This window comes from Alteromonas gilva (assembly GCF_028595265.1).
In the GTDB taxonomy this organism is placed as follows: Bacteria; Pseudomonadota; Gammaproteobacteria; order Enterobacterales; family Alteromonadaceae; genus Alteromonas; species Alteromonas gilva.
Window position 1 is genome coordinate 2,543,198 of record NZ_JAQQXP010000001.1, and the last position, 23,413, is coordinate 2,566,610.

The window sequence follows — 23,413 nt, forward strand, 5'->3', positions numbered from 1 at the left end:
TGCTTACGCGGTTACTGCGCTCTGGCTGCCGCCAGATCCCGTGGTAATCGCTTAGCTGTCCAGGCAAATACGCTTATCGACAATATAAAGGGCACAACCAGCCATTCCAGCGCTTTTATCAGCCCCGTCAACCCACCATATACTGGCGCATAATAATCGCTCAGGATGCCAACGAACGTCGGACCGCCGCCAAGCGCTATCAGGTTTAAAATAAAGAAAAACAGCGCCGTCGACATCGCCCGGCAGTTGGCTGGAGACAGCGTTTGTGCCATCGCAAAACAAGGGCCAAAATAGGTCCCGGATGTGACCAATAATACCGTAAACCCGCTAATGGCCAGCCAAAGCGTTTCGGTATGAATCGCCACGATAAAAGCCGGTACCCCCAGGCATAACGCTACCGCCGGCAAGGCTGCATAAGCACCGGGTTGTGTGCGTCCCCAACGATCAGCAATGGCCCCGCCTGCCCACACCCCAAGAGCATATAAGGTGCCGTTAATCACACCGAAGACCACCAGTAACCCGACCACACTTACCTCGCTAAAACGGCGCACAAAAAAATCCATCTGCCAGGCAATTACCGCATAGTTGGCAAAGGACGATAAGGTGATGCCCATTACCATTCCCCACCAACTCGGGGTTCTCAATAGCCGTTTAACTGACGCCGACACCGGCATTTGACGCTCAGTTTGCTGCTGTTGTCGGGTGGGCTCCTTCACCGTAAAACGCAGCAGCAGCGCCAGTATTATGCCGGGTAAACCAACGGCTATCATCACTGTACGCCAGTTTGCCTGCCCGCCACTTAACACAAAAGCTGATGCTAAATAAGCGAGCATAATGCCAAACGGAATACCCAGCGCGTATATTGCCATTGCCGTTGCCCGCTGTTTAGGCTGGAATAAATCAGCAATGATACTATGTGCTGGCGGCGTGCCGCCCGCCTCGCCAATGCCAACGCCTATCCGGCATAATACTAACTGCAGGTAATTCCCGGCCAGGCCGGATAACGCGGTAAAGCCACTCCACAAGGTTAATGAAATGGCGACAATATTAATGCGATTGGACCGGTCGGCCAGCCAGGCAATGGGGATACCGGTTAAGGTATATAACAACGCAAAGTATATTCCTTTTAAATAGCCAAGCTGGGCATCATCGAGGCCAAGATCGGCTTTAATAAACGGCGATAAAATGCCGATGATTTGCCGGTCGATAAAATTAACCGCATACACCAGGGTCAGCATTAATAATACGTAATAACGATAGCGGTTAGCCGGTAGTGTCGGCTCAGGCTGGGTGGTTGATTGCAAAAGAGTCTCCGGTCACTCGTTGGTATCAGGGCTTGTTGACGAGCCGGGCCAGGCCTCACAGACCTATGCTGCGTGCGCAGTAATGCCCTGGCAACTTATACCCATATATAACAAGAATTAAGTCGCATAAGCGTTGAATGACCGTGATAATACCGTATTGGTATTAATTCTACAGAGTAAATTTGGTGCAACAATGCATATAGATGAGTTGTTATCGCAAACTTCAACATTGGAAAACATAGCAACAGATCGCTGGCAATGCTGCCACCCCGGACTGCCCGATAACTGGGGCCAGGGGCGCACTGCCTTTGGGGGTATCACTGCCGGCTTCCTGCATCATGCGCTGAGCCTGGTGGTCGACAACGACCGTTCACTGCGCGCTTACCACACCAATTTTGTTGGCCCGGTCAATTTTAATACCCCCTTTACGCTGGAGGTAGAGAAGCTGCGCAGTGGTCGCAATATGTCTCAGTACCTGGCGAAATTAATTCAAAATGAGAGCGTTTGCGTGTGTGTTCAGGCCTGTTTTGGGGTGAGTCGCGACTCTAAAATTGTGGTCAATAAGTTGCCCTCACACACTATGCAGTTGCCTAAAAAAGCGAAGTTTATTCCGCAAATCCCAAAGGTTACTCCGAAGTTTTTCCGCCATTATGAACTGGCAATAGAACAGGGCCAAATACCGTTCAGCTGGAGCAAACACAGTCACTATCACGGCTGGATGCGCTTAAAGCAGCCCGTCAGTCAGTTTACTTACACTCACCTTATCTCGCTCATTGATGCCTGGCCGCCAGCGGTGATTCAGCAGTTAAAACTACCAGCCCCGGTGAGTACAGTGAGTTGGGATATTGAAATCATTGAACCTATGGATACCACCTCAGGCAACCCATGGTTTGCCTATCAGGTAGATACCAAACTGGCCAATGGAGGATATGCCCATACCGAAGCGACCATTTGGGATGACAAGGACCGGGTGGTGGCGCTTAGTCGCCAGACTATTGCTGTGTTTGACTGAGCACTCGGTAATTTGTCAGCACGAAGGCACTGCACCATATAAAAAACCCGGACAAGCCGGGTAAAATGAGACGCTATTGCTAGCATCTGAGCCACTGTTAGCGCGGTTATAATTGTTATAAAACTCACTTCAAAGCGGCGCAGCAGCGGCGCTTATCAAGCCGCATACGATTATTATCGCACACGCTTCACAACGCCTTTTGCAGACTACGCTGTCCCGAAATGAAGATTGCCCGGCTTACGCCGGGCAACGATTAACTAATCCCCTCGTGTGGGTTGAGAATGGTGATTAGTTAAAACCGTAACGGATACCCAGCGCGTAGCGGGTACCATACTGACGTGCAAACAGGAACTGCTCTTCGTAACGACCATACCCCTGTTCCGTTTCGTTAGTCAGATTCAGCGCATCAAAGAACACGGTTACACGTTCATTGATATCATAGTTAACGCTCATATCCAGCTGTCCGTAATCCTTAAAGAACTGCGGCGGTGCGTCAGCTGAACCCTGCGCCTGACCCACACCCAGCAGGTAGTCGTCGCGCCATGCATAGGTAAATTTCACAGACAGGTCGTCTTTTTCGTAAAACGCCTGCAGGTTAGCTGAATCACCTAAACCCGTTAATGGAGCCTGTTGCGTTAGGCTGTCAACGTCAAACTCAACATCGCCATCAACAAAGGTCGCATTCACACCTAAACCAAAGCCCGTCTCACCAAACATATGCTGTACGGCGACTTCGATCCCATCAACCGACTTAGAATCCGTATTGGCAGGCTGACTGATGTTCCATACGATCAACGGATCGTTGCTGTTAGGTTCGATCTGGCCATCGGCATTACCGTGACCATTCGCCAGCATTTGTTCAAAAATTGCAGTACTGGTGGCTTGCTCGCCGCGTCCTTCGATATCGGCAATCGCTTGCTGATAACGAGGGCCGTTAAAGATGTCGTATAAACCATCAATTGTCGTTTCAGTAATCGTCGTTTGGATAAAGTTATCTACGTCTTTCTTAAAGAAACCCACATACGCATAGCTGGCTTCATCGTAGTAATACTCCAGCGTGATATCCAGGTTAGTTGATTCAAATGGCAACAAGTTAGGATTACCCTGACCACCGGTGCGGGCGCCCGGCTTCGGGCTACCGCTTAATGCACGACCACCGGCCAGATTACCCAGCGGTGCACGCGCCATGGTTTTACCCCAGGAGACACGAGCTAATAAGTCATCGGTGATGTCAACGCGAATATCAATAGCTGGCAGGAAGACATCGTGCTCACCTTCCTGTGTCAGGTAGTTATCCGTCCCCCCCTCTTCATACTGCATAATCCACTCTGAGGCACTTACCCAGTTAACCTGCTGCTCTACACGTTGACGAACTGTACTGGTGACTTCGGTTTCCTCGTAGCGCGCACCGGCAATAATCTGTACCGGGAAGTCAGCCACATCAAATTCCCAGTCTGTCTGGATGTATATGCTGTTAGTCACTTCCTCGACGCGGCTCTCACCATCAATACCATCAAAGTAAGCGTCTGGCACATACACATCCGCTCCCATTAGATCCTCTGTCAAAAACGCCATCTGACGCGCCACAGCTTCATCAAAATCATAGGTGTAATAGTAGTTGGGCATCAGCGCTGAACCACCACCGGCAAATTCGTCCAGGAAGTTCCCGGTGTCGTGACGTACAAACATGCTATCAGGGAATATTTCAGTAAAGCTGGGGTTAAAGCCCGGACCACCGCGTAAACCACTCCATGCGTTGGTGCCACCCATCGCCTGCTCTGTTCGGGCAAGACCAAACTTAACCGCCACCATTGGAATATCAAAAACCGAGTTAAACCATTCACCGTCAATTTGTAACTGATCAACAGTAGATTCGCCCGGCGTATGCTCGAACTGACTAAAGTTGGAGTCAATTTCGCTCGGCATCAGTTCGTTAGTGCCATTGCGCCAATTAATGTACGCGTGCGGAATTTCCCCTTCGCGGTAGTCATATACCTTGGAAATCAGCTTATCGGAACCCAAAATGATTTGTCCGGTACTGCCCATTCCCCGATCGGCGCCGTTATCAATTTCGTTGCTGGAGTCATGGTAATCAAGACTTAGCTTAAGCTCGTCAGTCGCTTGCCAATCGACATTTAAGCCTATTGAGCGAGCATCGACTTCGGTGGTATTGCGATTGGCCGTAAACGAGCCGTCATTGCCGCCGATATCGGCATACAACGCGGTACCGTTTTCGTCCAGTATGTAGGAGTTGATGTTGCCACCAAATTCATTCCAGATCCCCCAGCCAACACCTTCAAGACCAACAATAGCGTTAGTCATGGTGTAATCCATGGTCACTGTCAAATCGTCGTTTGGCGCATATTGCAGAGTGAGCTGACCGTTGGTACGTTCGTTTTCGACGTTATCAAAGCCGTAGTTCATGTCTTTCGGGAAAAAGTGATTACCAACGCGGTTGCCATCGGCATCAATTGCCCGCGGATCAGTAAACATTGACTCGTCTAAATCAGGTAAATCAACGTTTGCCTGCCAGCCTTGGACATTGGCTTGCTGACGCTGAAAGTGGCGCTGATAATGAGAAAAACTCAGCGACGCACCAAAAGTGTCATCATAAAAAGTATTGCTGTAGATACCGGCGATTTCCGGGGTGATATCGTGCCCCTCTTCCACCGAGGTATCGTGCAATGCTTTAGCCATAAAGGAGTAGCGTTCACCGGGGCGTTGTAACGGTTTGGCGGTAACAATATTTACCGTTGCACCTAAGCCACCGCTGGGGTTCTCCGCTCTGGCCGTTTTGTACACTTCCAGAGCACTCACGCCTTCTGACGATAAATGCTGCAGACTGTAAGAGCGGGTAAATCCGGTGCCCGGCATTTGCCGTCCGTTAAGTGTGATCAGGTTGAAACCCGGACCAAAACCACGCACCGTAATCTCGCTCCCCTCACCATTGGCCCGACTTACCGAAACACCCGTAATCCGTTGCAGAGACTCGGCCAGGTTAGAGTCAGGGAATTTACCCATTTCTTCAGCTGAGATGGCGTCCATTACCCCGGGGCTACTGCGCTTCATATCCATGGCGCGAATTAAACTGCCACGAATACCTTGTACTTCAATCACTTCAACAGGTTGCTCTTCGGCACCCGCTTGCGCGGTTTCCTGTGCCATAACCGGCTGACTGACTGTGCCAAGCAGTATTGCCATCGAGGCTGCCAGGCGGCTTTTGTTAAACACTGCCAGGCGGTTTTTAATATTAGTTGTGTCGTTCATAACTTTGATACTCACGATTAATGCTTTACCTTGCGCCAGATGCCAACGGCATCCGGCTCTTGACTGTGCTATTACTGTGCGCCAATTTTGATGTTATCCAGGCGATACACAGCACCTTCGCCGGTTCCCCAGGCTGGGAATACCATCACTACGTTTAAGTCGCTGATATCCAGGCCTGCATCAAATAGCGATTGCAAGGTAAAGGTATAGGTCTGCCACTGACCGGTAACCGGTGCGACACCTTCCACACTGTCTGTCAGGTCAAGCTCAACTGCGGTAGCAGCGCCGGTAGACTCAATTTTAAACTTCCACACTGCGTCAGGATTAGCCGGTGCTGACACAACTTTTAAGTCAAACTGCACCACACCGCTGCTTAAGTGAGCTGAGGCATCGAAGAACACGCCCTCGTCGGCGATTACACCCATTACCGTTGGCGCAGAGCCAATAATGAACTGGGCAACTGCACCTTTACTGTCATCGTCGTCAGTTTCAACCGTTGGGGTACTGCCACCACAGCAATCCCAGATAGACCAGCCTTCAGCGGCGGTATCTGCAAACAGGTTGATACCATCGGCCGACACGGCTGAAGGATCGTAAATTTTGGCATTATCGACTCGGTATACAGCGCCATTACCGGTTCCCCAGGCTGGGAAAATCATCAGTACGTCAATGGCACTTACGTCTAAACCCGCGGCAGCTAAATCAGCCAGCTTAAAGGTATAGGTTTGCCACTCACCGGTAACCGGGGCAACGCCTTCAACACTATCGGTTATAGGCAATTCAGCAAAACTAGCCGCTTCGTCAGCTTCGACTTTAACTACCCAGCTCGCATCCGGGCTGGATGGCGCGCTTACCACTTTCATTTCGAATTCCAGTACGCCGGTTTCGACAATGGTACTGGCATCAAAAGGCGTGTCGCCGCCGCCATTGGCGCTTCGCGTAATAAAGCCCATTACGGTTGGAGCTTCACCAATTGAGAATTGTGCAACGAGCCCATGCTCATCATCGTCAAGTTCTTCGGTGGGCATTGAGCCGCCACAGCAGTCCCACATCACCCAGTTCGGATTTTCACCGTCTTCAAAGAACACCACTTCTGGTTTAGGTGCTTTAATTTCAACGTTATCGAGCTGGTACACAGCCCCGTCACCCATGCCCCAGGCCGGGAAGATCATCAGCACATCAATGGCACTCACATCGAGGCCGGCATCCGCTAACATTTGTAACGGGAATACGTAGGTTTGCCATTCACCCACTACCGGTACGGTGCCGTCACGGTTCTCTGTAAGCGGCAGTTCCACTGCAGTGCTGGCGTTATTACTTTCAACCTTGAATATCCAGGTGGCATCGGGATTACCAGGCGCTGACACGACTTTCATGTCGAAGGTAATCACGCCATTCGCCACCATGCCTGAGCCGTCAAACGGAGTTGCCTGGCCGCTTTCATCGGTAAGGAATTCTTCACGGGTAATAAAACCATTTACAGTTGGCGTAGCACCCACATAAAACTCGGTGACTGCGCCCATCTCTGGGTCATCAAGCACCATAGGTGTAGAGCCACCACAGCAATCCCACGCCGCCCAGTTCGGGTTGGGTGCATCATCAAAAATAGTCAGGTTCTGTACCACACCGGTTGAGGGAGGTGACGGAATCGGCGCTTCACCTTCAACCAGAGCATCGTCGAGACTGTTGTAGCCCGGGCGCACGGTTTCACATCCCTTGCCAGTATCCGGATTTGACTGACACTGATATACATGAACGTAATCAATCACGTATTCCTGACCATTGGCAAACGCATCGGCATCAATACCCATGTTATTAACGTTTTCCGGCCAGTCTCCACCAACTGCCAGATTCAGCAGCAAATGAAATTCCTGATCAAAGGGTGCAGAATCCCAGTGCGTCGTTAACTCACCGGTAATTTGATCGAAATACTCGGCAAACCAACCACGGTGGCTCAGGCCAACCGCTTCGTCTTTAGAGTTGTAACGTACTTTTGACTGGCGCTGAGTAGCGTACAAATAACCGTCGACATACCAGCGAATTTCGCCTTCCTGCCATTCAATGGCATAGGTGTGAAAATCGTCTGCAGGATTGGAGTCCGCCGGAAACTCAAAGGCTTTACCAGAACTGGAATTATTTGGCCACTCGCGACCATAGTGAAGTGTGCCGTGAATATTTGATTCTACGTTTCCTTCGGCATCGGCAACTTTAAGATTAACCGCTTCCATGATGTCGATTTCGCCAGACTTTGGCCAACCGCCATACACATAATCCGTAGGCAACATCCAGAATGCTGGCCAGCTGCCCTGCCCTGAAGGCAATTTAGCACGCATTTCAAAACGGCCGTATTTAAAATCACCTTTGTAGCGTGTATTTAAACGCGCCGAGGTATAGGGTTTTTCAGCACCTTCTTCAGCAGGTCGTGCAACAATATGCAGCATGCCGTCCTGTACAAAGGAGTTGGCCGGATCGTCGGTGTAGCACTGCTGCTCATTATTACCGCCACCGACGCAGTTTACCTCGTGTGTCCATTTTGCACTATCAATGGCACTACCATCGAAGTCGTCACTCCAGACTAGCTCCCAGTCGCTAACCGGCACAGCCGGGTCAACAACAGTAAAATCTGACTCTGTTTTGGCACCACCGCCACACCCAACCAGCGTTGCAGCTGTTATTGCGGTGAGCAACCTGGATAGTTGCGTTGTTGTGTTTTTCATTCTTCAGCCCCGATCTAAACGGAATTAATATAGCTTCACTTTCGTCTTACCCATGCCGCGAAAAGTGTAAGCGCTTACATGTAAATCAACAAATATATGTAAGCGCTTACAGAGATTATTACAATTGAATGGATAAGTAAATGGAGATTAACATTTTTTTTACTATCGGAATAATATGCTGGCCAATATTAACAACTTGGCTATTCAGCTAGTCTCCTCTTGCCAGAAAAACTAAAAACCTACTAATAATCATAAATTTAAATAAAAATAATTTAACAGCAAGAAAATAACGAAAGTATGTCCTGCAGCGAAAGGCGTTCGCTGAACAACAAAAAGAAAAAAACCAGCAGGCTAATTTAGCCAGGCAAGCAAATATTAATAACCAATTTGTTTACAATTAAAGCAATACAAACTGTGTGTTAAATGACCAGAAAACTGACGGGCGATGCAAAATAATGAAAGCGCAACCATTTTACGGTGAGAAACATGAAAGCGCATAACCAAAGCGGTAAACGCCGGTTAATAGAGCATAAAGGCACTCGGGTTAAACAACGACATGACATTAAGATACTGAAGGTTGGTTATGTCCAGCGCATCTTCAATTTGTTCGTGACCAAAGCCAAGTGTCTCATAAAGGTAAGAGTGTTGACTTGCACTGCTGCCATAAAGACCCGGATTAACGTTATCCAACGCTAATATGTAAGCTAATTGGACGATTTGTATATCCAGTTCACTACTCATCAACTGTTCATCAACGTGGATTTGCGCAACCGGTTGCCACACTGTCGCCGGTATTCCCCACTCCTTGATCAGTGCTGCAGAAAGCTGCGCATAGGTAAAGCCACAAATGGCCTGTTGGAGTTCCGCCGGCTTTACTTTGGCGTTGTAACCAACACATCGTTGCGCAATCTGAGGGAATTGCGCCGCAATGATCAACTCACCAATATTATGCAGCAGCCCCACCACAAACAGACGCTCAGGCTCGCGGTGCTTTTGATGCTCGCCAATGTATTTGGCGAGTAACCCGCAGCTAATACTTTGCTCCCAGAACCGGTCGATATCGATCACTTTAGCGTGCACATCCTTAAAAGCACTGGTAACGCCAATGGCCAATGCCAGATCGTAAGCGGCGCGCGTGCCTATAACTTGCAACGCACGGGTAATTGAGTCAATTCGATTAGGAAACTTATACATGGCACTGTTGGCCACTTTGAGAAGTTGTGCGGTCAGGGCGGGATCAAAAGCAATAATGTCAGCGATATCATCCATACTCGCCGCACCATCGTCCATACAGGCTTTCACTCGTGTTACCGTTTCAGGTAACACAAAGACAGTACTTGCATGGGCGGCTATCTCATCAATACTTTTCATATTAATACCTCTGCAGAAGGAGGCGTCTGCAATGTCAGAAAATACCCTACCTAATGGATATAGCTCACTTTTGCCAAGTCTGCCAACTTAACGCCCTTACATGCCGTTACAATCAGGTTTTGGCGGGCGCGGTAAACTATTTATGATGTTAGCCTATCTTTTCAATAAAAACATTCAAGCGCGACAGTATTTTACGCAGGTCAGATGACGCAAATGCTGATAATCCCCCTTTGATTGCTGACACTCGTCGCGGGATTTATTGCCATGGTATACTTGCGGTTTTTATTCCACCAACAAAGTAGCAGGGTTTCGTGACAAGCAACGTATTAATTATTGGCGCCGTTTGGCCTGAGTCAAATTCCTCCGCCGCGGGCCAGAATATGGCGGCATTGATCAGGCACTTTATCGCCAATGATTACACTGTGCACTTTGCCACTGCCGCGGCAGAAAGTGAGCATGCAGACCATATTGAGTCTGAGCACTATACAACGCACTCGATTACCCTGAACGACAGTCAGTTTGATGTATTGGCAGGGCAAATTAACCCGGCTATCGTGGTATTTGACCGCTTTATGACCGAAGAGCAGTTTTCGTCGCGGGTGCGACAACAATGCCCGGACGCCCTGCTTATATTAAACACCGAAGATCTGCACAGTTTGCGCTATGCCCGGCATGAAGCCGTTAAACAAGGTAAGCCAGCCTCACAGGCGTGCCTGAACAATACGTTTTCACAGCGTGAAATCGCCGCTATTTTACGCTGTGATCTTAGTCTGGTGATCTCTCAACCCGAATGGAAGTTGCTCACTGAGTTTTATCAGGTACCGGCAAAACAGCTTGTCATATCGCCGCTTCAACAGACCCTCGACGCAACGCCATCCGCCAGCGCAGATTTTGCCACACGATCGCACTTTATTAGCATCGGCAACTTTCGTCACGCGCCAAACTGGGACGCCGTGTTGCAGTTAAAACAACTCTGGCCAGCCATTAAAAGCGCTGTTCCTGAGGCACAATTACATATTTATGGCGCCTACCCGCCGAAAAAAGCCACCCAACTGCATAACCCTAAAAGCGGATTTTTAGTCAAAGGCTGGGTGGATGATGTTAATCGTGTCATGGCTTCGGCCAGAGTATGCCTTGCGCCACTACGTTTTGGGGCAGGCATTAAAGGTAAACTGCTCACCGCTATACTGCATGCCACGCCGAGCGTGACAACCGCGATTGGTGCCGAGGGCATCGCGGCGCACCAGGACTGGCCTGGCGCCGTTTGCGATGACACTTCATCAATCGTCGAACAAGCAGTCAGTCTTTACACTAATCCGCAACGCTGGCAGCAGGCAAGTGATCGCGCAGAGCCGGTGTTAACCCAGTTTAAACGGCTGCAAACCGACGCCGTGAAAGCATTATTCGACACCATCAGTCACGTCCGGCAAGACTTACCCGGTTTTCGCCGCTCGCTGTTTTTACAAAGTCTGCTATGGCATCACAGTTTGCGCGCCAGCCAGTTTATGAGCCAATGGATCGAAGCCAAAAACGCACACAAACAGTGAGTGGTCTGAACTAACGCTGAAGTCGCTTAATAACCTCATTGATGCCATTGGCGCGGGACTGGCTTAAATAACGATCAAGCTGAATTTGGGCAAAGTACTCGCCAAAATTAAACGCCGATAATTGCTCCGGCGTCATTGGTCTCACCCGCTCCTCAATAAGCGCCAGTACACCACGGATAATCTTGCTGTCAGACCATGCCTGCATCACCAGCGATGCCTCTGTTGTGGCAATGACATGTAACCACACCCTGCTCTGGCAACCGGTCACTTCAGTCTCGCTGGTTCGCTGTTCGGGCGGCAGTGTATTGAGTTCACGTCCGGCCAGCATTAACTGGCGCACCAGGTTATCCCAACCTTTGCTTGCGGCCAGCTTAGCCGCTAGTGGCGGTAACTCACTCATTGATATCGGTCAGCTGTAACAACAATTCATCCGCCGTACTGACAATGCCCTCACGCAAGTTCCCCGACGGAAACAACACCACAGCGATGTTGTTTTTCTTTAACCCCTGTAACCAAACAGACGTAAATTCATCCAGTGCTATGGGCTCGGGTTTGCTGTCTGGCAGATCTTTGCGTTGCCAGAATGCCACGCTGGCTTCATCGGGCCATACCGGTAAGCAGGTTTGCTTACCACTTTCTACCATCACCCAGCCTTCAGCGCCCATCAGGCCCCAAATTATTTTCTGCTCTAATACCCTGTCTAACAGCAACTCAGCACGCTCACGCGCTGGTAACTGACTTTCCCGGGCTGCTTGTGAAGGTTCGCTTGGTGTCGTCATTGTGTGTAATGCTTTTAAAAATTTTCTTAATTATACACAGTCTTAGCATAAGACAGTTAATCAGATTTAGCGGTTAACAGCGGTTAAGCTCTGCGCCCCTTTCTGGTACTATCGCTGGCATCCTCTGATGTAAAGAAATCAATATGAAAGTAATCTCGTTTAATATAAATGGTATCCGCGCGCGTCTTCATCAGTTGGCGGCGCTCATCGAAAAACATCAGCCAGATGTAATTGGTCTGCAGGAAATAAAAGTCGACAATGCGCAGTTCCCCACCGAGGCGGTTGAAGCAATGGGCTATAACGTCTATTTTCATGGTCAGAAGGGCCACTATGGCGTGGCAATGCTAACCAAACAAACGCCAACAAATGTGCAGTACGGTTTCCCTACCGATGAGGACGACGCGCAACGTCGTATGATTATGGTAACCCTGGAAAATACCGCGGGTGAGCCGGTTACCCTGCTTAATGGCTACTTCCCCCAGGGCGAAAACCGTAGTCACGAAACCAAGTTTCCGGCCAAAAAGAAGTTTTATGCCGATCTGATGCACTACATCACTACTGCACATACCCCGGATGACAACGTCATCGTTATGGGCGATGTTAATATTTCTCATACCGACAGCGACATTGGTATTGGTGAGGACAATCGCAAACGCTGGTTACGCACCGGTAAATGCAGCTTTTTACCCGAAGAGCGTGAATGGCTCAATACCCTGCTTGATTGGGGGTTGTTCGACAGCTTCAGAAGCCAGCATCCCGAGTGTGAGGATCAATTTAGCTGGTTTGACTATCGTTCCAAAGGCTTTGACGACAATCGCGGACTGCGTATTGACCTTATTCTTGCAACCAAGGGGCTGCACGAAAGTTTGACCGACACCGGTATTGACTATCCATTGCGCGGTATTGAAAAACCCTCTGACCATGCTCCAATATGGGCCACCTATAAGGTTTAAGACATGACAACACTGCAACTGCTTGGGTTAGTGGGTTTTGTAGCTTTGCTCGGTGTAATTTGCAAAAACATTAACTGGCAAATGTTTATTAGCCATAAAAAAAGCCAGCATATGCTGTTTGGGTGCGCCGCGGCGGTTTTCTTTTTGTGGATTTTTCGTGCCAGCGTGCCGGCCGACCCCTCGCCCAGTGTGCACTTTCTTTGGGTTGTGGCGCTGGCACTTACATTAGGCTTTCGGTTTGCAATCCTCGCTGGCACCCTGGCCTTAATCGGGATCACGATAGCCGGAAAAGAAAGCTGGGAAATGCTGGGGGTAAATGGCCTGCTTGGTATTGCTGCCCCCATAGCACTCAGCTACCTCATTTTTATGCTGGTATTTCATAAGCTGCCGCGCCATGTTTTTATTTATATTTTTTTGTGTGCGTTTATCCCCGGCGCCCTGGCCATTGCGTTTAAGATGGCCCTCATGGGCGGGTATTATTTTCTGGATGATGTCTACACGTGGTCGGTGATTAAAGATAACTATCTGGTGTTGATCCCTTTGCTGTTGTTTCCGGAAGGCATGCTCAATGGCATGACCATGACCATGCTGATTATCTATTTCCCCAGCTTAGCTTATACCTTTCATGATAAGTTCTACATTGACGGAAAATAAGGTGCCTTCAGCTCATCTTTTGACAGACCTTAGGTATTAGCAACTGCCGCCTGCAGTGACTTGCAGGCGATGGCTGCGCTGGACGCCGTGCCCGTTTCCTAAGTGGAAAAGCATCACTATACGGCCGGAAATCGCAAGCTCACACAAAGCCCCCCTTGCGCCGCAAGGTTAAAGGTCATCTCTCCGCCATTCAGGCGCACCGCTTCGGCAACGATCGCCAGGCCCAGTCCTAACCCTCCGGTATCACTATGGCGAGCACTATCAGTGCGGTAAAAAGCCTGTGTGAGCTTATCCAGTTCCGTGGCCGCAACGCCTGGTCCATCATCACAGATCGTTACAACAACGTGGCCGTCAGCCTGCTCACAGCGCAACTCAACTGATGAATGGGCATATTTAAAGGCATTGCGAACAACATTTTCAATTGCTGTCACAAAAGGCTCTTCATAAATATTTAAGCGGGCATCAATGAGGTGGTGTTGCCAGCTTATGTTCATTGCCCTGGCTTCAAAGGCAGCATCATCACACAAATCCCCCAACACGGTCAGTAAGCTAGTGGTGTGACGACCCGCCTGAATAGCACGCGCTTCCAGCGTGGTAAGCTCTGAGAGTCGCTGGATGTGTAAATTAAGCAGTTCACTTTCTTTTTCGGCACGTTCCAATAGCGGCATAATCTGCGTGTCGGTAGATTTTTTGCGCACTAACGCCAGCGTCATTTGCAATCGCGTTAAAGGGGTTCGCAGTTCGTGCGAAATATCGGCGCTTTGGCGTTTCTGATTTTGCATTAATGCCGCAATACGTGCTGTCATATCATTAAACTGTGCAAATAGCCTGGCAAACTGGGGGTTGCTGCCAAAACGCTTATCCTTGCTGTGACTGCTGGTAATATCAATAGTGTGTGACACCTGCCCCCGCCCTACCGCATCAAACGCATTACCCAGGCGGTTTAAGGGCTGCGCAATTGAGCGTACCAACAGCCAACTCATGAGGCTGGTTACCAGCAAGAACAATCCGGCAACGCTCCACCACGGCATGGCTTTAAAGATATCCAGTGGCTTGGGACGTTCCGGTCGCCACAGTATCAGCTTCCAGCCAGGTTCAGAGGATAGCGTTGCCGGCCCAATCAGCCGCGTCCATTCAAGGTTAATCTCACGCAGTTCTTCGCTTTGCATAAAATACCAAAAACGACGACTGTTAAAACGCTCCATTAAGGGTTTGCGCAATGAGGTATTTTGCGCCACGACGGTAAAGTTTTCGTCCACGATAAACCAGTTAAACGGTAAACGGCGATCAGCACTATTTAGCGCCCGCCCTACAGAGCGGCCATTGTGTCTTGATTGCTCAATAATGGCATTAAAACGCGTACTGACCATTTCCAGTAGTTCACGATCCTTTCCATGAAGCGAGTTGCTGTCGCTCAATTGATTAATAACAAAAGCAGGCACGGCAATCGACAACACCGATACCAGTAAGGTTAACCAAAACCAACCGAGTACTTTGAGGTTAAAACTGCGCACAGGATTCAGCATCAGGCAAACACACCATAACCGCGCCCGCGCTGACTTTTAATTTCTACCGCAGAGTCTGCGCTACAAAGCTTTTTACGCAAATTGCTGACATGGGTGTCTATACTGCGGTCAAAGGCCTGTAAGCGCCTGCCAAGACAATGCTCAGACAAGCTTTCTTTGCTCACCAACTCTCCCGGCTGCAAGCTTAGGTACTTTAAAATAGCAAACTCACTGCCGGTAAGCTCGACAGCTTGCTCGTGGCAGGAAACGGCCATTCGTTTTACGTCAATCAATAAGTCACCAATGACTAAACTGGCTGGCGGTTGGACGGGTACATTGTGCTGACCACCTGATGTATCCCGGGTACGGCGCATTATGGCCCGGATACGCGCCAGTAACTCCCGGTCGTTAAACGGCTTGGCCAGATAGTCATCGGCGCCAAGCTCAAGGCCCAGAACCTTATCGAGATCGTCGCCCCGTGCAGTCAGCATTATTACCGGTACATCACTGTACTGACGCAAGGCTTTTAACACATCAATGCCATTAAGTTGAGGCAACATCACATCCAGTAAAATGAGATCAATGTCATCGTAATTGAGCGCCGCGTTAAGGCCTGTTTTTCCGTCAGCACAATGTACTACCTCAAAGCCAGACATGCCCAAAAACTCGCGCAGCAGTTCGGCTAAGCCGTTGTCGTCTTCAATTAATAAAATGGCCATCGATACTCATTTACTTCTTTTTATCGCGGCGCGTAAACGCCCTTCTGTATTGCTCTATACCACTATAATGCCTGACTTTTCATATGTTCACAGCAGCTTTGCATTTCTTAACGTTACGTAACTTTTAATCCGTTAATCTTAGTCCTGTTCTCACCTGGAGGACGACTATGAATCGGAGAACATTATGCAAAGTCTGATAAAAAAACTCACCATTATTGCTATGGCCACAACACTTATGGGTGGCGGCATCAGTAGCGTTGCGATCGCCGCCGACAATCATAAGGACGCTAATAATAGCCCCCCATTCCACCGTAACATGCCGATGCCGCCAGCAATGGCAAAAGCTATGCAGAACCTATCACTTACCGATGAGCAAAAAGCGCAACTCAAGGCGATAAAAGCTAAACGGAAATCACTACAAGATGAGTTTTGGGCGGTTTTTAGTGACGATCAAAAAACCACTATGCTTAAAAACATGACCCGTCATCAACGCCCCAGACACGGCAAAGGTAGTTGGGATAAGTCCCATCACCAGGGTAACCGTGACACCAATAAGCGCTGGCAGGAACAAGACGCTGACAAATCACAGTAAACGCTGAGAGGTTTCTGCTGACCCAAACCGCATGGTTACAATGCGGTTTGGGTACTGTCAGGACACAGTAATGTCAGGGCGGTTAAGCGCCTCAACAAAGGCCGCTTTGTCTTGCGGCGAGATAATTAACTGTTTATTGGCTTTATAATATATCGCCAATCTATCCAGCGACAGAGCGGGGCTGGAGATTGGATTATTGGTGGCACTAACCGATTCAATATCAGCCAGCTTAATTTGCCATTTAAACGGGCCACAGTGCACCTTTAAGGAGTCTTCATTTATTGTATCTATTGCATAGTATGTGCCACCGACTACCCATAGTGGTAAACCTGCGCCCACCAGCAACAACACTGCGGCGACCATAAAGTTAGCCAGCGTCAGGCCAGCAACTAACGTCACCACAGCACAGCCAGCTGAAAACAATACCGCCATATAAATCACCACCATGAGCCAGGTATCGCGCTTGGAGGAAAATGTTTGCATAAGTCTGTCCTTGTCAGTTATCGGTTTGCGTAATGAGGTAGCGCTGAACAACCGGGTCATGCTCGGTATACTCACTGTGCAGCACACCACCGCAGCGCAATATCATGTTGGCCGACGCCAGATTATTTTTGTAACAATGCACATGAACAACGTCGACGCCCAGTGCTCCGGCCTGCAATATCCCCTGTTGCAGCAGATACACGCCCAACGACTGCCCTCTCGCTGAAGGGCGAATACCCAAACCAATATGACCGCCGGCTTCACGTAACGCTTCATTAAGGTAGTGCCTGATATTCACCACACCAATGAGCTCATCTGAACTTACCAGCCAAAACGTTGAGCTTGGCACATAGCCAGCAGGCAGGTTAATGCCCGCTTTAAAATCAGCAATGCGCTGCAACATGGCAGGAAAATCCCGATGGTCAAAATCCATCGGAAATGGATAACGCTCCTCATTGCCCAGTTCTTTGATGTAGTGCTCATAGGAGGTTTTATAGGCGATATCAGGTGTCACTAACGCTAAGCTGCGCGGATGGATGTTAGCTGTCATTGCTTCGTTCATTGCTGGTGTGGCGGGGATTAACGGTCTTTGTTACGCCGTCGCTTGCTGTGTTGCCGGGCAAGTCGTTGCACAGCGCACAATAGCGATTTTGATGAAAATTATAGGCCCGTGTCAGGGCAAAAATGACTAACGACACACATGCCCAAAACACCGCAAATGCCAGTGCATCTTCAAGCGCGTGTCCTTTAAGGTATTGACTCAGGGTAAAAATACCACACAACACTGGCAGCGCAATCGCGTACTGCCGCAACCATTTTTTAACTGGCATACTGTCTCCTTTTTTCAATAGGCCCTATGGGTGTTGTGTACACCCAGTGTTATTGTCCGGAACTGCGCTGTTTAAATACCAGCCATTTGTCGAGTTCATTACCGAACGCCTGCTTTTCGCTGGAACCTAACGCCGGCGGACCACCGGTTTGAACGCCACTACTGCGTAACGTATCCATAAAATCACGAATATTCAGTCGTGACTTTATGTTTTCACGGGTAAATAATTCGCCCCGGGGGCTCAGTGCCCGCGCGCCTTTAGTGATGACCTCATCGGCTAAAGGAATATCACTGGTAATCACTAAATCGTCTTTAGCACAGCGCAGCACAATCTCATCGTCGGCCACATCAAATCCCTTCGGCACCTGAATACTGGTCACATACTTCGACGCAGGCGTTTTAATGTACTGATTGGCAACCAGCGTGACCTCTGTTTTAGTGCGGTTGGCGGCACGAAAAATAATCTCTTTAATCACCACCGGACACGCATCCGCGTCAACCCAAATTTTCATACTGTTTGTAGATTTCCGTAACAAGCTGCTCTGTGTAGTCAGGCAATGATGCAACGCTCCGCCATCAATAGCAACTCTTAGCGACTTTACAAACCACTGCCTGATATTGTTGCCGCCCATCTGCTGCACCCCCTTCCCCTACCGGGGTAAATCAATGGTTTTCAGTTTCTGGTGTTGCGTTCATGGTGATGTGCAACTTGACAAGCATGCGTTCTTTATATAGAACGTTCTTTATATCGAACAACTCTGCATATTTTTACGCTATGGATCAACAAGCACTCAGCGCACTCGGGCGTCACCTGCAACAGTTGCGCACAGAACGGGGCATATCATTGTCACAACTGGCGGTAAATGCCGGTATTGCCAAGTCAAACTTGTCGCGCCTTGAGCAAGGCCAGGGCAACCCCACGCTGAATACTATCTGGCGCCTGGCGGTGCAGCTCGACCTTCCCTTCAGCAAGCTGATAGCGCCGGTAAGCAACCGCATAAACGAAGACGGCATTGAAATATTGCTCGTTGAACAAGGCGATGACAGCCCCAAGGTCGATGCGTACTGGATGTCGATGGCGCCTCATACATCCCGGCTAGCCGAGCCCCATACCCAGGGAGCTACGGAGTCAGTGACGCTCATATCCGGTACATTAAAGGTGGGCCCCCGTCACCAGGAACGCCAGTTAAACGCCGGTGAAACCTATACATTTGCTGCCGATGAAGCACATAGTTACTGCACCGAAGCCAAAGAGGCGAGTTTCTTGATTGCTATTACCTATTGGGATAACGCATAACATGACCGACAACACACTCCACCACCACCGTATCAGTTGGTTGAGCGGACTGCGCGACGCCACACCGCTACTTGGGGGATATATTCCCGTTGCCCTGTCCTTTGGTTTAATCGCCACCCAGGCCGGATTTAGCGTATGGCAGGCTACCCTGATCTCTGCGCTTATTTACGCTGGGGCGTCGCAGTTTTTATTGGTGGCGATGATTGCTGCCGGCGCTTCGTTGTGGCTGGTCGTGTTAATGACCTTGCTGATCAACGCACGCCATATTGTGTATGCCCCCAACCTGGCGCCGTATCTCAGCGACAGTCGGCGCTGGTTAATATTAATGCATGGTCTCACCGATCAGATCTTTGCCCTGGCGTTAAAACGGTTGCCAGAGTTACCTGCCAGCCAGCGTATGGGCTGGTACTGTGGCGCTGCCCTGCTGGCCTGGGTAAGCTGGATTGCTGGTACCGCGCTAGGTGCCGCGGCGGGCGCAGAACTGACTGCACAATGGCCACTGCTTGGCGAAGTGATGCCCTTTGCCCTGCCGGCGTTATTCCTGGTATTGCTTGCCCCTCGCTTTACCTCACAACGTTGGTTTATTGCGCTTTGCGCCACCATTTTTACTGCCCTGGGCTTAACCCTGTTGCACTTTACCAATGCCGCTATTCCGGTCGCAGCCGCAACCGGGGCACTGGGTTATTATATGCTTGAGCGAAAATGGCGACTCCCCCATCCGCACGAGGAGGATACCTGAATGACAACACAGATGGATAGCAGTACATGGCTGGCACTATTGGTATGTGCTCTAGGTACCTATGCGATTCGTATGCTGCCTCTGGTTTGGACGCGCCGTCATCTTGCCAGGCAGCACAACAAGGGCGTGGCAAATCAACTGCCGGAATGGCTTGGAATACTCGGCCCGCTGATGATTGCGGCAATGTTCGGCGTATCGTTGGTACCTGCCCGTGCCGACTGGGTTGGCGGGCTGGCAACCCTGGCAGGAACTGCCGCCACCCTGCTTATATGGCACCGCAGCCGTTCGTTGGGCAAGCCGGTCTTTGCCGGCGTACTGGTGTTTGGGCTGGTAAGCTGGGGATTGCCGCTATTCTGGTAATTCCGGGGGAGTCATAACATGGCTCACCCGTAACTATGCATTAAAGACACGGTAATTGGCTAAGGCTTAATCTCGTAATCAACCACAAACACGCCATCGAGGATGCCGAGCTCACCAAGCAACTCCCCAAACTTACCGTGTTGCGGATGTGGTAAATAGGTGTCTCGTGCCTGGGCATTTTCGAAGGTCATTTGATAGATATGGGTAAAACCCTGATCTAAATTCTCCGGGCTATTATTTACACCGTACTCAAAACTTAAAATGCCCGGGATGTCATCTTTTAGTGCCCGGAACGCGTCGGTGACCTGCTTTATTTGTTCAGGGCGGCTATCAGGCTTATATTTAAAAACAACAATATGCCGCACAGCACCGTCGTTCAATGACGTGTCGGCGCTCTCGCCGGCCGCTTTACAGGTAAAAGCACTCAACACTAACAGGCTGGCAGTGAGGTACAATAATACGTTACGCATGGATTTTCTCTTACGGCATTTGAAATGTGCCGTACACCATAGCGAGCAAAGCTGTATCACGCAACAGGTTCGGTTGTTGTTAAACAATGAGAAAAGCCCGGTCAGCTGCCCCCTGCCGCGCTGAAACACAAGGACTGCTACCTGAAGAGTTTTCCGAGGAACTCTCCCACCTCAATGCCCAGCGCAAATATCATGATGGCACTGCAAATAATCATTAACGTCACCACGCCGCGACGTTCTTTATTGGGGATACTTTGAAACCACTTGGCTAAATGACGCATATTATTGGCTGTTTGATTGCGGGTATTAAGGTCAGGTAAGTCATGGCATTCTAAGTGAACATTATTACGACAGCGACCTGAACAAAAACCAATTTTGTTTAAAGAACAAATCATAAAATTAAACCTAACAGAGCACAAGCTCAGTAATCCAGCCACTCAAAGCCATATAACAGCGCTACTGTGAGTAAATCTTGTCGGTAGCTTGCTTTAACTCAGCATGGGGTAAAAACGCATCGCTGATGGTTAAAATGGCGTGCAGATTATTTTGTAATTTATCAATTTGCAGTTCGCCAGGAGTGACCGCCGTTTGCAATAAATGCAGTGCCATGTCTGCCAGTAATAAGCGCTGTTTTTCGTGCCAGTTATCATCCTGGCGACGCGCCGGATGCGCCAAAACGCTCTGCTCAACCTTTGCATGCAAAGCCCAACTTGTATCAATGATTGCCTGGCGCTGTGCGTTATTCATGTTTACTGTAATCCATTGCGATAATACCTGAGTGCCATAGTACCGAAACGCAGGGGGCAGAATGTACCCAAACATCCACAAATTAACACTAAATGTCTGCTTTGCGACGCTGAATTAACGGTATTTAGCGGAGGTAATAAACTCACCAAATGACTCACACCACACCACCACCGTATTGTATTGGGTTAAGCGGGTGCCGGGCGCTACTTTTACCCTGAAATTTTTAAAGGTTTTTATATCGCCTATCTGCAGCATATCCGCCTTTAACTGGTCAAACTCAGCTTCTGTTTCGACAAACTGTGGCGATAAATAGAGTTTGTAGTCGGGACCGGGGGCAAGCTTACCTTGTAATGTAATCTCGCTTTTACCAATGGCTACCTTGCCCTCTCCCCAGTGAAGAAAATCACTTCCTTGCAAATCACGCTTAAATACACCGTGGTATTCGGCATTGGCAGCAGTGCGGGCAATTTCAGCATCGCTCGGGGCTGGCGGCGCGGTCAGGATGGGTAGCGTATAAATGCCTACAATAACGCCAAGTGCCAGCATGGACAGGTGCGTTATCGCGAGCAGCAGTATTTTTTTGATTTGCATGTGGGTCAGCCCAAATCGCTTAATATTAATCACTTAACATCTGGCTTTCGTCGACCACCAATAGCGCTAACCAGCGCGTATCCAACCAGACCAAAACACATAAACGCCACTACGCCAGCCGGATACGCCATTAAGAGCATACCGGTTTGCCAGCCATAAAATGCCATCACGGCGCATATAACCCCGAGTGAGCACTCTATGAGTAAGCTTTCCCAATGTAATCGGTAGTTTGAGTCGATAGGTCTGGCAAAAAAGTTAATCTTGAATCCCATGATTTCAATCCTTGAGTCTACATTCTCTGCATCGCACACAACTTATTTACGATAACAATTAGTTCACTTTCACAACGTGACTGCCGGCCGCACTTTAATTGACCGCGCCTTGAATACATCAGGTATCGCTCGCGCGCGAGTGTATAAAGTCGTTATAACCTTGCTCAAAACCGTTTGCAAAAGGCTCGGCGGCTAATCCGATACACAGACATATATAACCTGCAAGCATCATTTTACGGTGGTTTTTTTTAAAGCCGATAACAACCAATACCAGTGACACGCCGATAAACAATAATTCAAAATTTACCATACTGACTTCCTTTTCAGTTGGGCCCAATCGGAACCCGTGAGTCTCTATTACCGCTATTTCAGCCGTCGTTAAGGCTGACTTTTGTAGAAGACGTCGCGGCCAGCTCAATGCTTTGAGCGTAGGTTAAACCATCAATTTTTGCACCTATTCCGGAAAGGCTCATAGCGATTTCATTTTCGCTGACTGTCGATACATACTCAAAACCAACAACACCATCTAAATTAATCGCAATCAGGGCAACCCCTCATACAACACATTAACGCGCCGATACTCCCTGTTTTTCCGTCACACTGTTTGCACCGGCTCGCTCGATAACTTTGAGTAATACCGTTTGAATCGCTTCGTCATTGCGCACGTCACCCTTTGAAGTAAAGCTCTGCTCCTGCGGCTCACTCCCCTCCTCTAAAGTGAACTGTATAACAACCTCAGTGGCTAATTCTGCATTCTCACCAAAATATTCAATTGAAACCCACGGATACCCATTAAAGCCTTTGCTCACCTGTTTGGCGATTCGCTTTTTTGCTTTATCTACGTTCATCTCTACCCTTATGTGGTAATGAACTTTATCAATGTTGCCCCTGCTTAATCAGCTTAAATGCCGGGACATTTACTTTCCAACGCTATACACAGCTATCGCATTTGATTAAACGGCAACTGGCATAATGCCGATGGTCGAAAGCCTTGCTGAGAGTAACTTACAGAATGCCGGCTCATAAATCCATGTAAATAAGGCAACTTCTGGCCAACTCATTCTGAGTATTAGCTACCCGGCCTATCACTTCTGCCAGTGACGAATGGTTTTTCAGGTGCTGAACAACGACGGCCATAGCAGAACAAAGCGGCTCAATAGTCAGGTAATTTCTGACTTGCAAAGCTTCGCAACAAGACGCAAGCG

The 23,413-nt window shown here is 49.2% G+C and carries 27 protein-coding genes; 8 read left to right on the top strand and 19 right to left on the bottom strand.

The window, feature by feature from the left end:
• Positions 1-11: 11 nt before the first annotated feature.
• A complete protein-coding gene (locus OIK42_RS11155) occupies positions 12-1,304 on the bottom strand; it encodes a spinster family MFS transporter (protein ID WP_273640543.1) in 1,293 nt (430 codons plus the stop codon).
• A 193-nt stretch (positions 1,305-1,497) separates the two neighbouring features.
• Between OIK42_RS11155 and OIK42_RS11160 the strand changes: the two genes are divergently transcribed.
• Complete coding sequence (locus OIK42_RS11160; RefSeq protein ID WP_273640545.1) at positions 1,498-2,316, top strand: acyl-CoA thioesterase; 819 nt, start codon at positions 1,498-1,500, stop codon at positions 2,314-2,316.
• 288 nt (positions 2,317-2,604) lie between these two features.
• Here OIK42_RS11160 and OIK42_RS11165 read toward each other — a convergent pair whose 3' ends face one another.
• The 3 genes from OIK42_RS11165 to OIK42_RS11175 form a co-directional block, all read right to left on the bottom strand.
• Positions 2,605-5,583 carry a TonB-dependent receptor gene (locus OIK42_RS11165; RefSeq protein ID WP_273640547.1) on the bottom strand — a complete coding sequence of 993 codons (2,979 nt, stop codon included), beginning with the start codon at positions 5,581-5,583 and terminating at the stop codon, positions 2,605-2,607.
• 71 nt (positions 5,584-5,654) lie between these two features.
• Positions 5,655-8,300 (bottom strand): glycoside hydrolase family 16 protein, encoded by a 2,646-nt coding sequence (locus OIK42_RS11170; protein ID WP_273640549.1) that lies wholly within the window; start codon positions 8,298-8,300, stop codon positions 5,655-5,657.
• Between the two features lie 519 nt (positions 8,301-8,819).
• Complete coding sequence (locus OIK42_RS11175; RefSeq protein WP_273640551.1) at positions 8,820-9,671, bottom strand: HDOD domain-containing protein; 852 nt, start codon at positions 9,669-9,671, stop codon at positions 8,820-8,822.
• Positions 9,672-9,982: 311 nt separating this feature from the next.
• Here OIK42_RS11175 and OIK42_RS11180 point away from each other — a divergent pair, with 311 nt between their 5' ends.
• The gene (locus OIK42_RS11180; RefSeq protein ID WP_273640552.1) at positions 9,983-11,218 is read left to right on the top strand and encodes a glycosyltransferase; all 1,236 of its coding nucleotides are present in this window, start codon (positions 9,983-9,985) and stop codon (positions 11,216-11,218) included.
• A 10-nt stretch (positions 11,219-11,228) separates the two neighbouring features.
• Here the strand turns inward: OIK42_RS11180 and OIK42_RS11185 are convergent, their stop codons facing one another.
• Positions 11,229-11,618, bottom strand: a complete 390-nt coding sequence (locus tag OIK42_RS11185) for a SufE family protein (RefSeq protein WP_273640555.1) — start codon at positions 11,616-11,618, stop codon at positions 11,229-11,231.
• Positions 11,611-11,997 (bottom strand): DUF2750 domain-containing protein, encoded by a 387-nt coding sequence (locus OIK42_RS11190; RefSeq protein ID WP_273640557.1) that lies wholly within the window; start codon positions 11,995-11,997, stop codon positions 11,611-11,613. The genes OIK42_RS11185 and OIK42_RS11190 overlap by 8 nt, the downstream gene beginning before the upstream one ends.
• 143 nt (positions 11,998-12,140) lie before the next feature.
• Between OIK42_RS11190 and xthA the strand changes: the two genes are divergently transcribed.
• Complete coding sequence (gene xthA, locus OIK42_RS11195) at positions 12,141-12,950, top strand: exodeoxyribonuclease III (RefSeq protein ID WP_273640559.1); 810 nt, start codon at positions 12,141-12,143, stop codon at positions 12,948-12,950.
• A 3-nt stretch (positions 12,951-12,953) separates the two neighbouring features.
• Entirely contained in the window at positions 12,954-13,604 is a 651-nt protein-coding gene (locus tag OIK42_RS11200) for an energy-coupling factor ABC transporter permease (protein WP_273640560.1), read from the top strand.
• Positions 13,605-13,720: 116 nt separating this feature from the next.
• Here OIK42_RS11200 and OIK42_RS11205 read toward each other — a convergent pair whose 3' ends face one another.
• Both OIK42_RS11205 and OIK42_RS11210 read right to left on the bottom strand, forming a co-directional pair.
• Positions 13,721-15,130, bottom strand: a complete 1,410-nt coding sequence (locus tag OIK42_RS11205; protein WP_273640561.1) for an ATP-binding protein — start codon at positions 15,128-15,130, stop codon at positions 13,721-13,723.
• Complete coding sequence (locus OIK42_RS11210; RefSeq protein WP_273640563.1) at positions 15,130-15,828, bottom strand: response regulator; 699 nt, start codon at positions 15,826-15,828, stop codon at positions 15,130-15,132. The genes OIK42_RS11205 and OIK42_RS11210 overlap by 1 nt, the downstream gene beginning before the upstream one ends.
• Positions 15,829-16,012: 184 nt before the next feature.
• Between OIK42_RS11210 and OIK42_RS11215 the strand changes: the two genes are divergently transcribed.
• Positions 16,013-16,420: a hypothetical protein gene (locus OIK42_RS11215; protein ID WP_273640565.1), complete on the top strand. Its 408-nt coding sequence runs from the start codon at positions 16,013-16,015 to the stop codon at positions 16,418-16,420.
• Between the two features lie 57 nt (positions 16,421-16,477).
• Here the strand turns inward: OIK42_RS11215 and OIK42_RS11220 are convergent, their stop codons facing one another.
• The 4 genes from OIK42_RS11220 to OIK42_RS11235 are packed head-to-tail and all read right to left on the bottom strand — an operon-like array spanning position 16,478 to position 18,244.
• Complete coding sequence (locus OIK42_RS11220) at positions 16,478-16,903, bottom strand: PH domain-containing protein (protein ID WP_273640567.1); 426 nt, start codon at positions 16,901-16,903, stop codon at positions 16,478-16,480.
• Positions 16,904-16,916: 13 nt separating this feature from the next.
• The gene (locus tag OIK42_RS11225) at positions 16,917-17,453 is read right to left on the bottom strand and encodes a GNAT family N-acetyltransferase (RefSeq protein WP_273640569.1); all 537 of its coding nucleotides are present in this window, start codon (positions 17,451-17,453) and stop codon (positions 16,917-16,919) included.
• A complete protein-coding gene (locus OIK42_RS11230; protein ID WP_273640570.1) occupies positions 17,443-17,733 on the bottom strand; it encodes a hypothetical protein in 291 nt (96 codons plus the stop codon). The genes OIK42_RS11225 and OIK42_RS11230 overlap by 11 nt, the downstream gene beginning before the upstream one ends.
• A gap of 49 nt (positions 17,734-17,782) precedes the next feature.
• Positions 17,783-18,244 (bottom strand): YaiI/YqxD family protein, encoded by a 462-nt coding sequence (locus OIK42_RS11235; protein WP_273640571.1) that lies wholly within the window; start codon positions 18,242-18,244, stop codon positions 17,783-17,785.
• A gap of 263 nt (positions 18,245-18,507) precedes the next feature.
• Between OIK42_RS11235 and OIK42_RS11240 the strand changes: the two genes are divergently transcribed.
• Genes OIK42_RS11240 through OIK42_RS11250 form a run of 3 tightly spaced genes read left to right on the top strand, consistent with a single transcriptional unit; the run spans position 18,508 to position 20,128 of the window.
• A complete protein-coding gene (locus OIK42_RS11240; protein WP_273640572.1) occupies positions 18,508-19,029 on the top strand; it encodes a helix-turn-helix domain-containing protein in 522 nt (173 codons plus the stop codon).
• Between the two features lies 1 nt (position 19,030).
• Positions 19,031-19,768, top strand: coding sequence for an AzlC family ABC transporter permease (locus OIK42_RS11245; protein ID WP_273640573.1), 738 nt, complete (start codon positions 19,031-19,033; stop codon positions 19,766-19,768).
• Positions 19,769-20,128, top strand: coding sequence for a branched-chain amino acid transport AzlD family protein (locus tag OIK42_RS11250; RefSeq protein WP_273640575.1), 360 nt, complete (start codon positions 19,769-19,771; stop codon positions 20,126-20,128). It begins immediately after the preceding gene.
• A 59-nt stretch (positions 20,129-20,187) separates the two neighbouring features.
• On the opposite strand, the gene OIK42_RS11255 is transcribed toward OIK42_RS11250, so the two are convergent.
• From OIK42_RS11255 to OIK42_RS11285, 7 genes are all read right to left on the bottom strand, one after another.
• Entirely contained in the window at positions 20,188-20,598 is a 411-nt protein-coding gene (locus OIK42_RS11255; protein ID WP_273640576.1) for a Dabb family protein, read from the bottom strand.
• Positions 20,599-20,735: 137 nt separating this feature from the next.
• Positions 20,736-20,993, bottom strand: coding sequence for a hypothetical protein (locus OIK42_RS11260; protein ID WP_273640577.1), 258 nt, complete (start codon positions 20,991-20,993; stop codon positions 20,736-20,738).
• A 61-nt stretch (positions 20,994-21,054) separates the two neighbouring features.
• Positions 21,055-21,345, bottom strand: a complete 291-nt coding sequence (locus OIK42_RS11265; RefSeq protein ID WP_273640578.1) for a hypothetical protein — start codon at positions 21,343-21,345, stop codon at positions 21,055-21,057.
• 114 nt (positions 21,346-21,459) lie between these two features.
• Complete coding sequence (locus tag OIK42_RS11270) at positions 21,460-21,936, bottom strand: DM13 domain-containing protein (RefSeq protein WP_273640580.1); 477 nt, start codon at positions 21,934-21,936, stop codon at positions 21,460-21,462.
• Between the two features lie 29 nt (positions 21,937-21,965).
• Entirely contained in the window at positions 21,966-22,208 is a 243-nt protein-coding gene (locus tag OIK42_RS11275) for a hypothetical protein (RefSeq protein WP_273640581.1), read from the bottom strand.
• 118 nt (positions 22,209-22,326) lie between these two features.
• On the bottom strand, positions 22,327-22,518 hold the full coding sequence (locus tag OIK42_RS11280; RefSeq protein ID WP_273640582.1) for a hypothetical protein: 192 nt from the start codon (positions 22,516-22,518) through the stop codon (positions 22,327-22,329).
• Positions 22,519-22,774: 256 nt separating this feature from the next.
• Complete coding sequence (locus OIK42_RS11285; RefSeq protein ID WP_273640584.1) at positions 22,775-23,056, bottom strand: hypothetical protein; 282 nt, start codon at positions 23,054-23,056, stop codon at positions 22,775-22,777.
• Between the last annotated feature and the right edge of the window lie 357 nt (positions 23,057-23,413).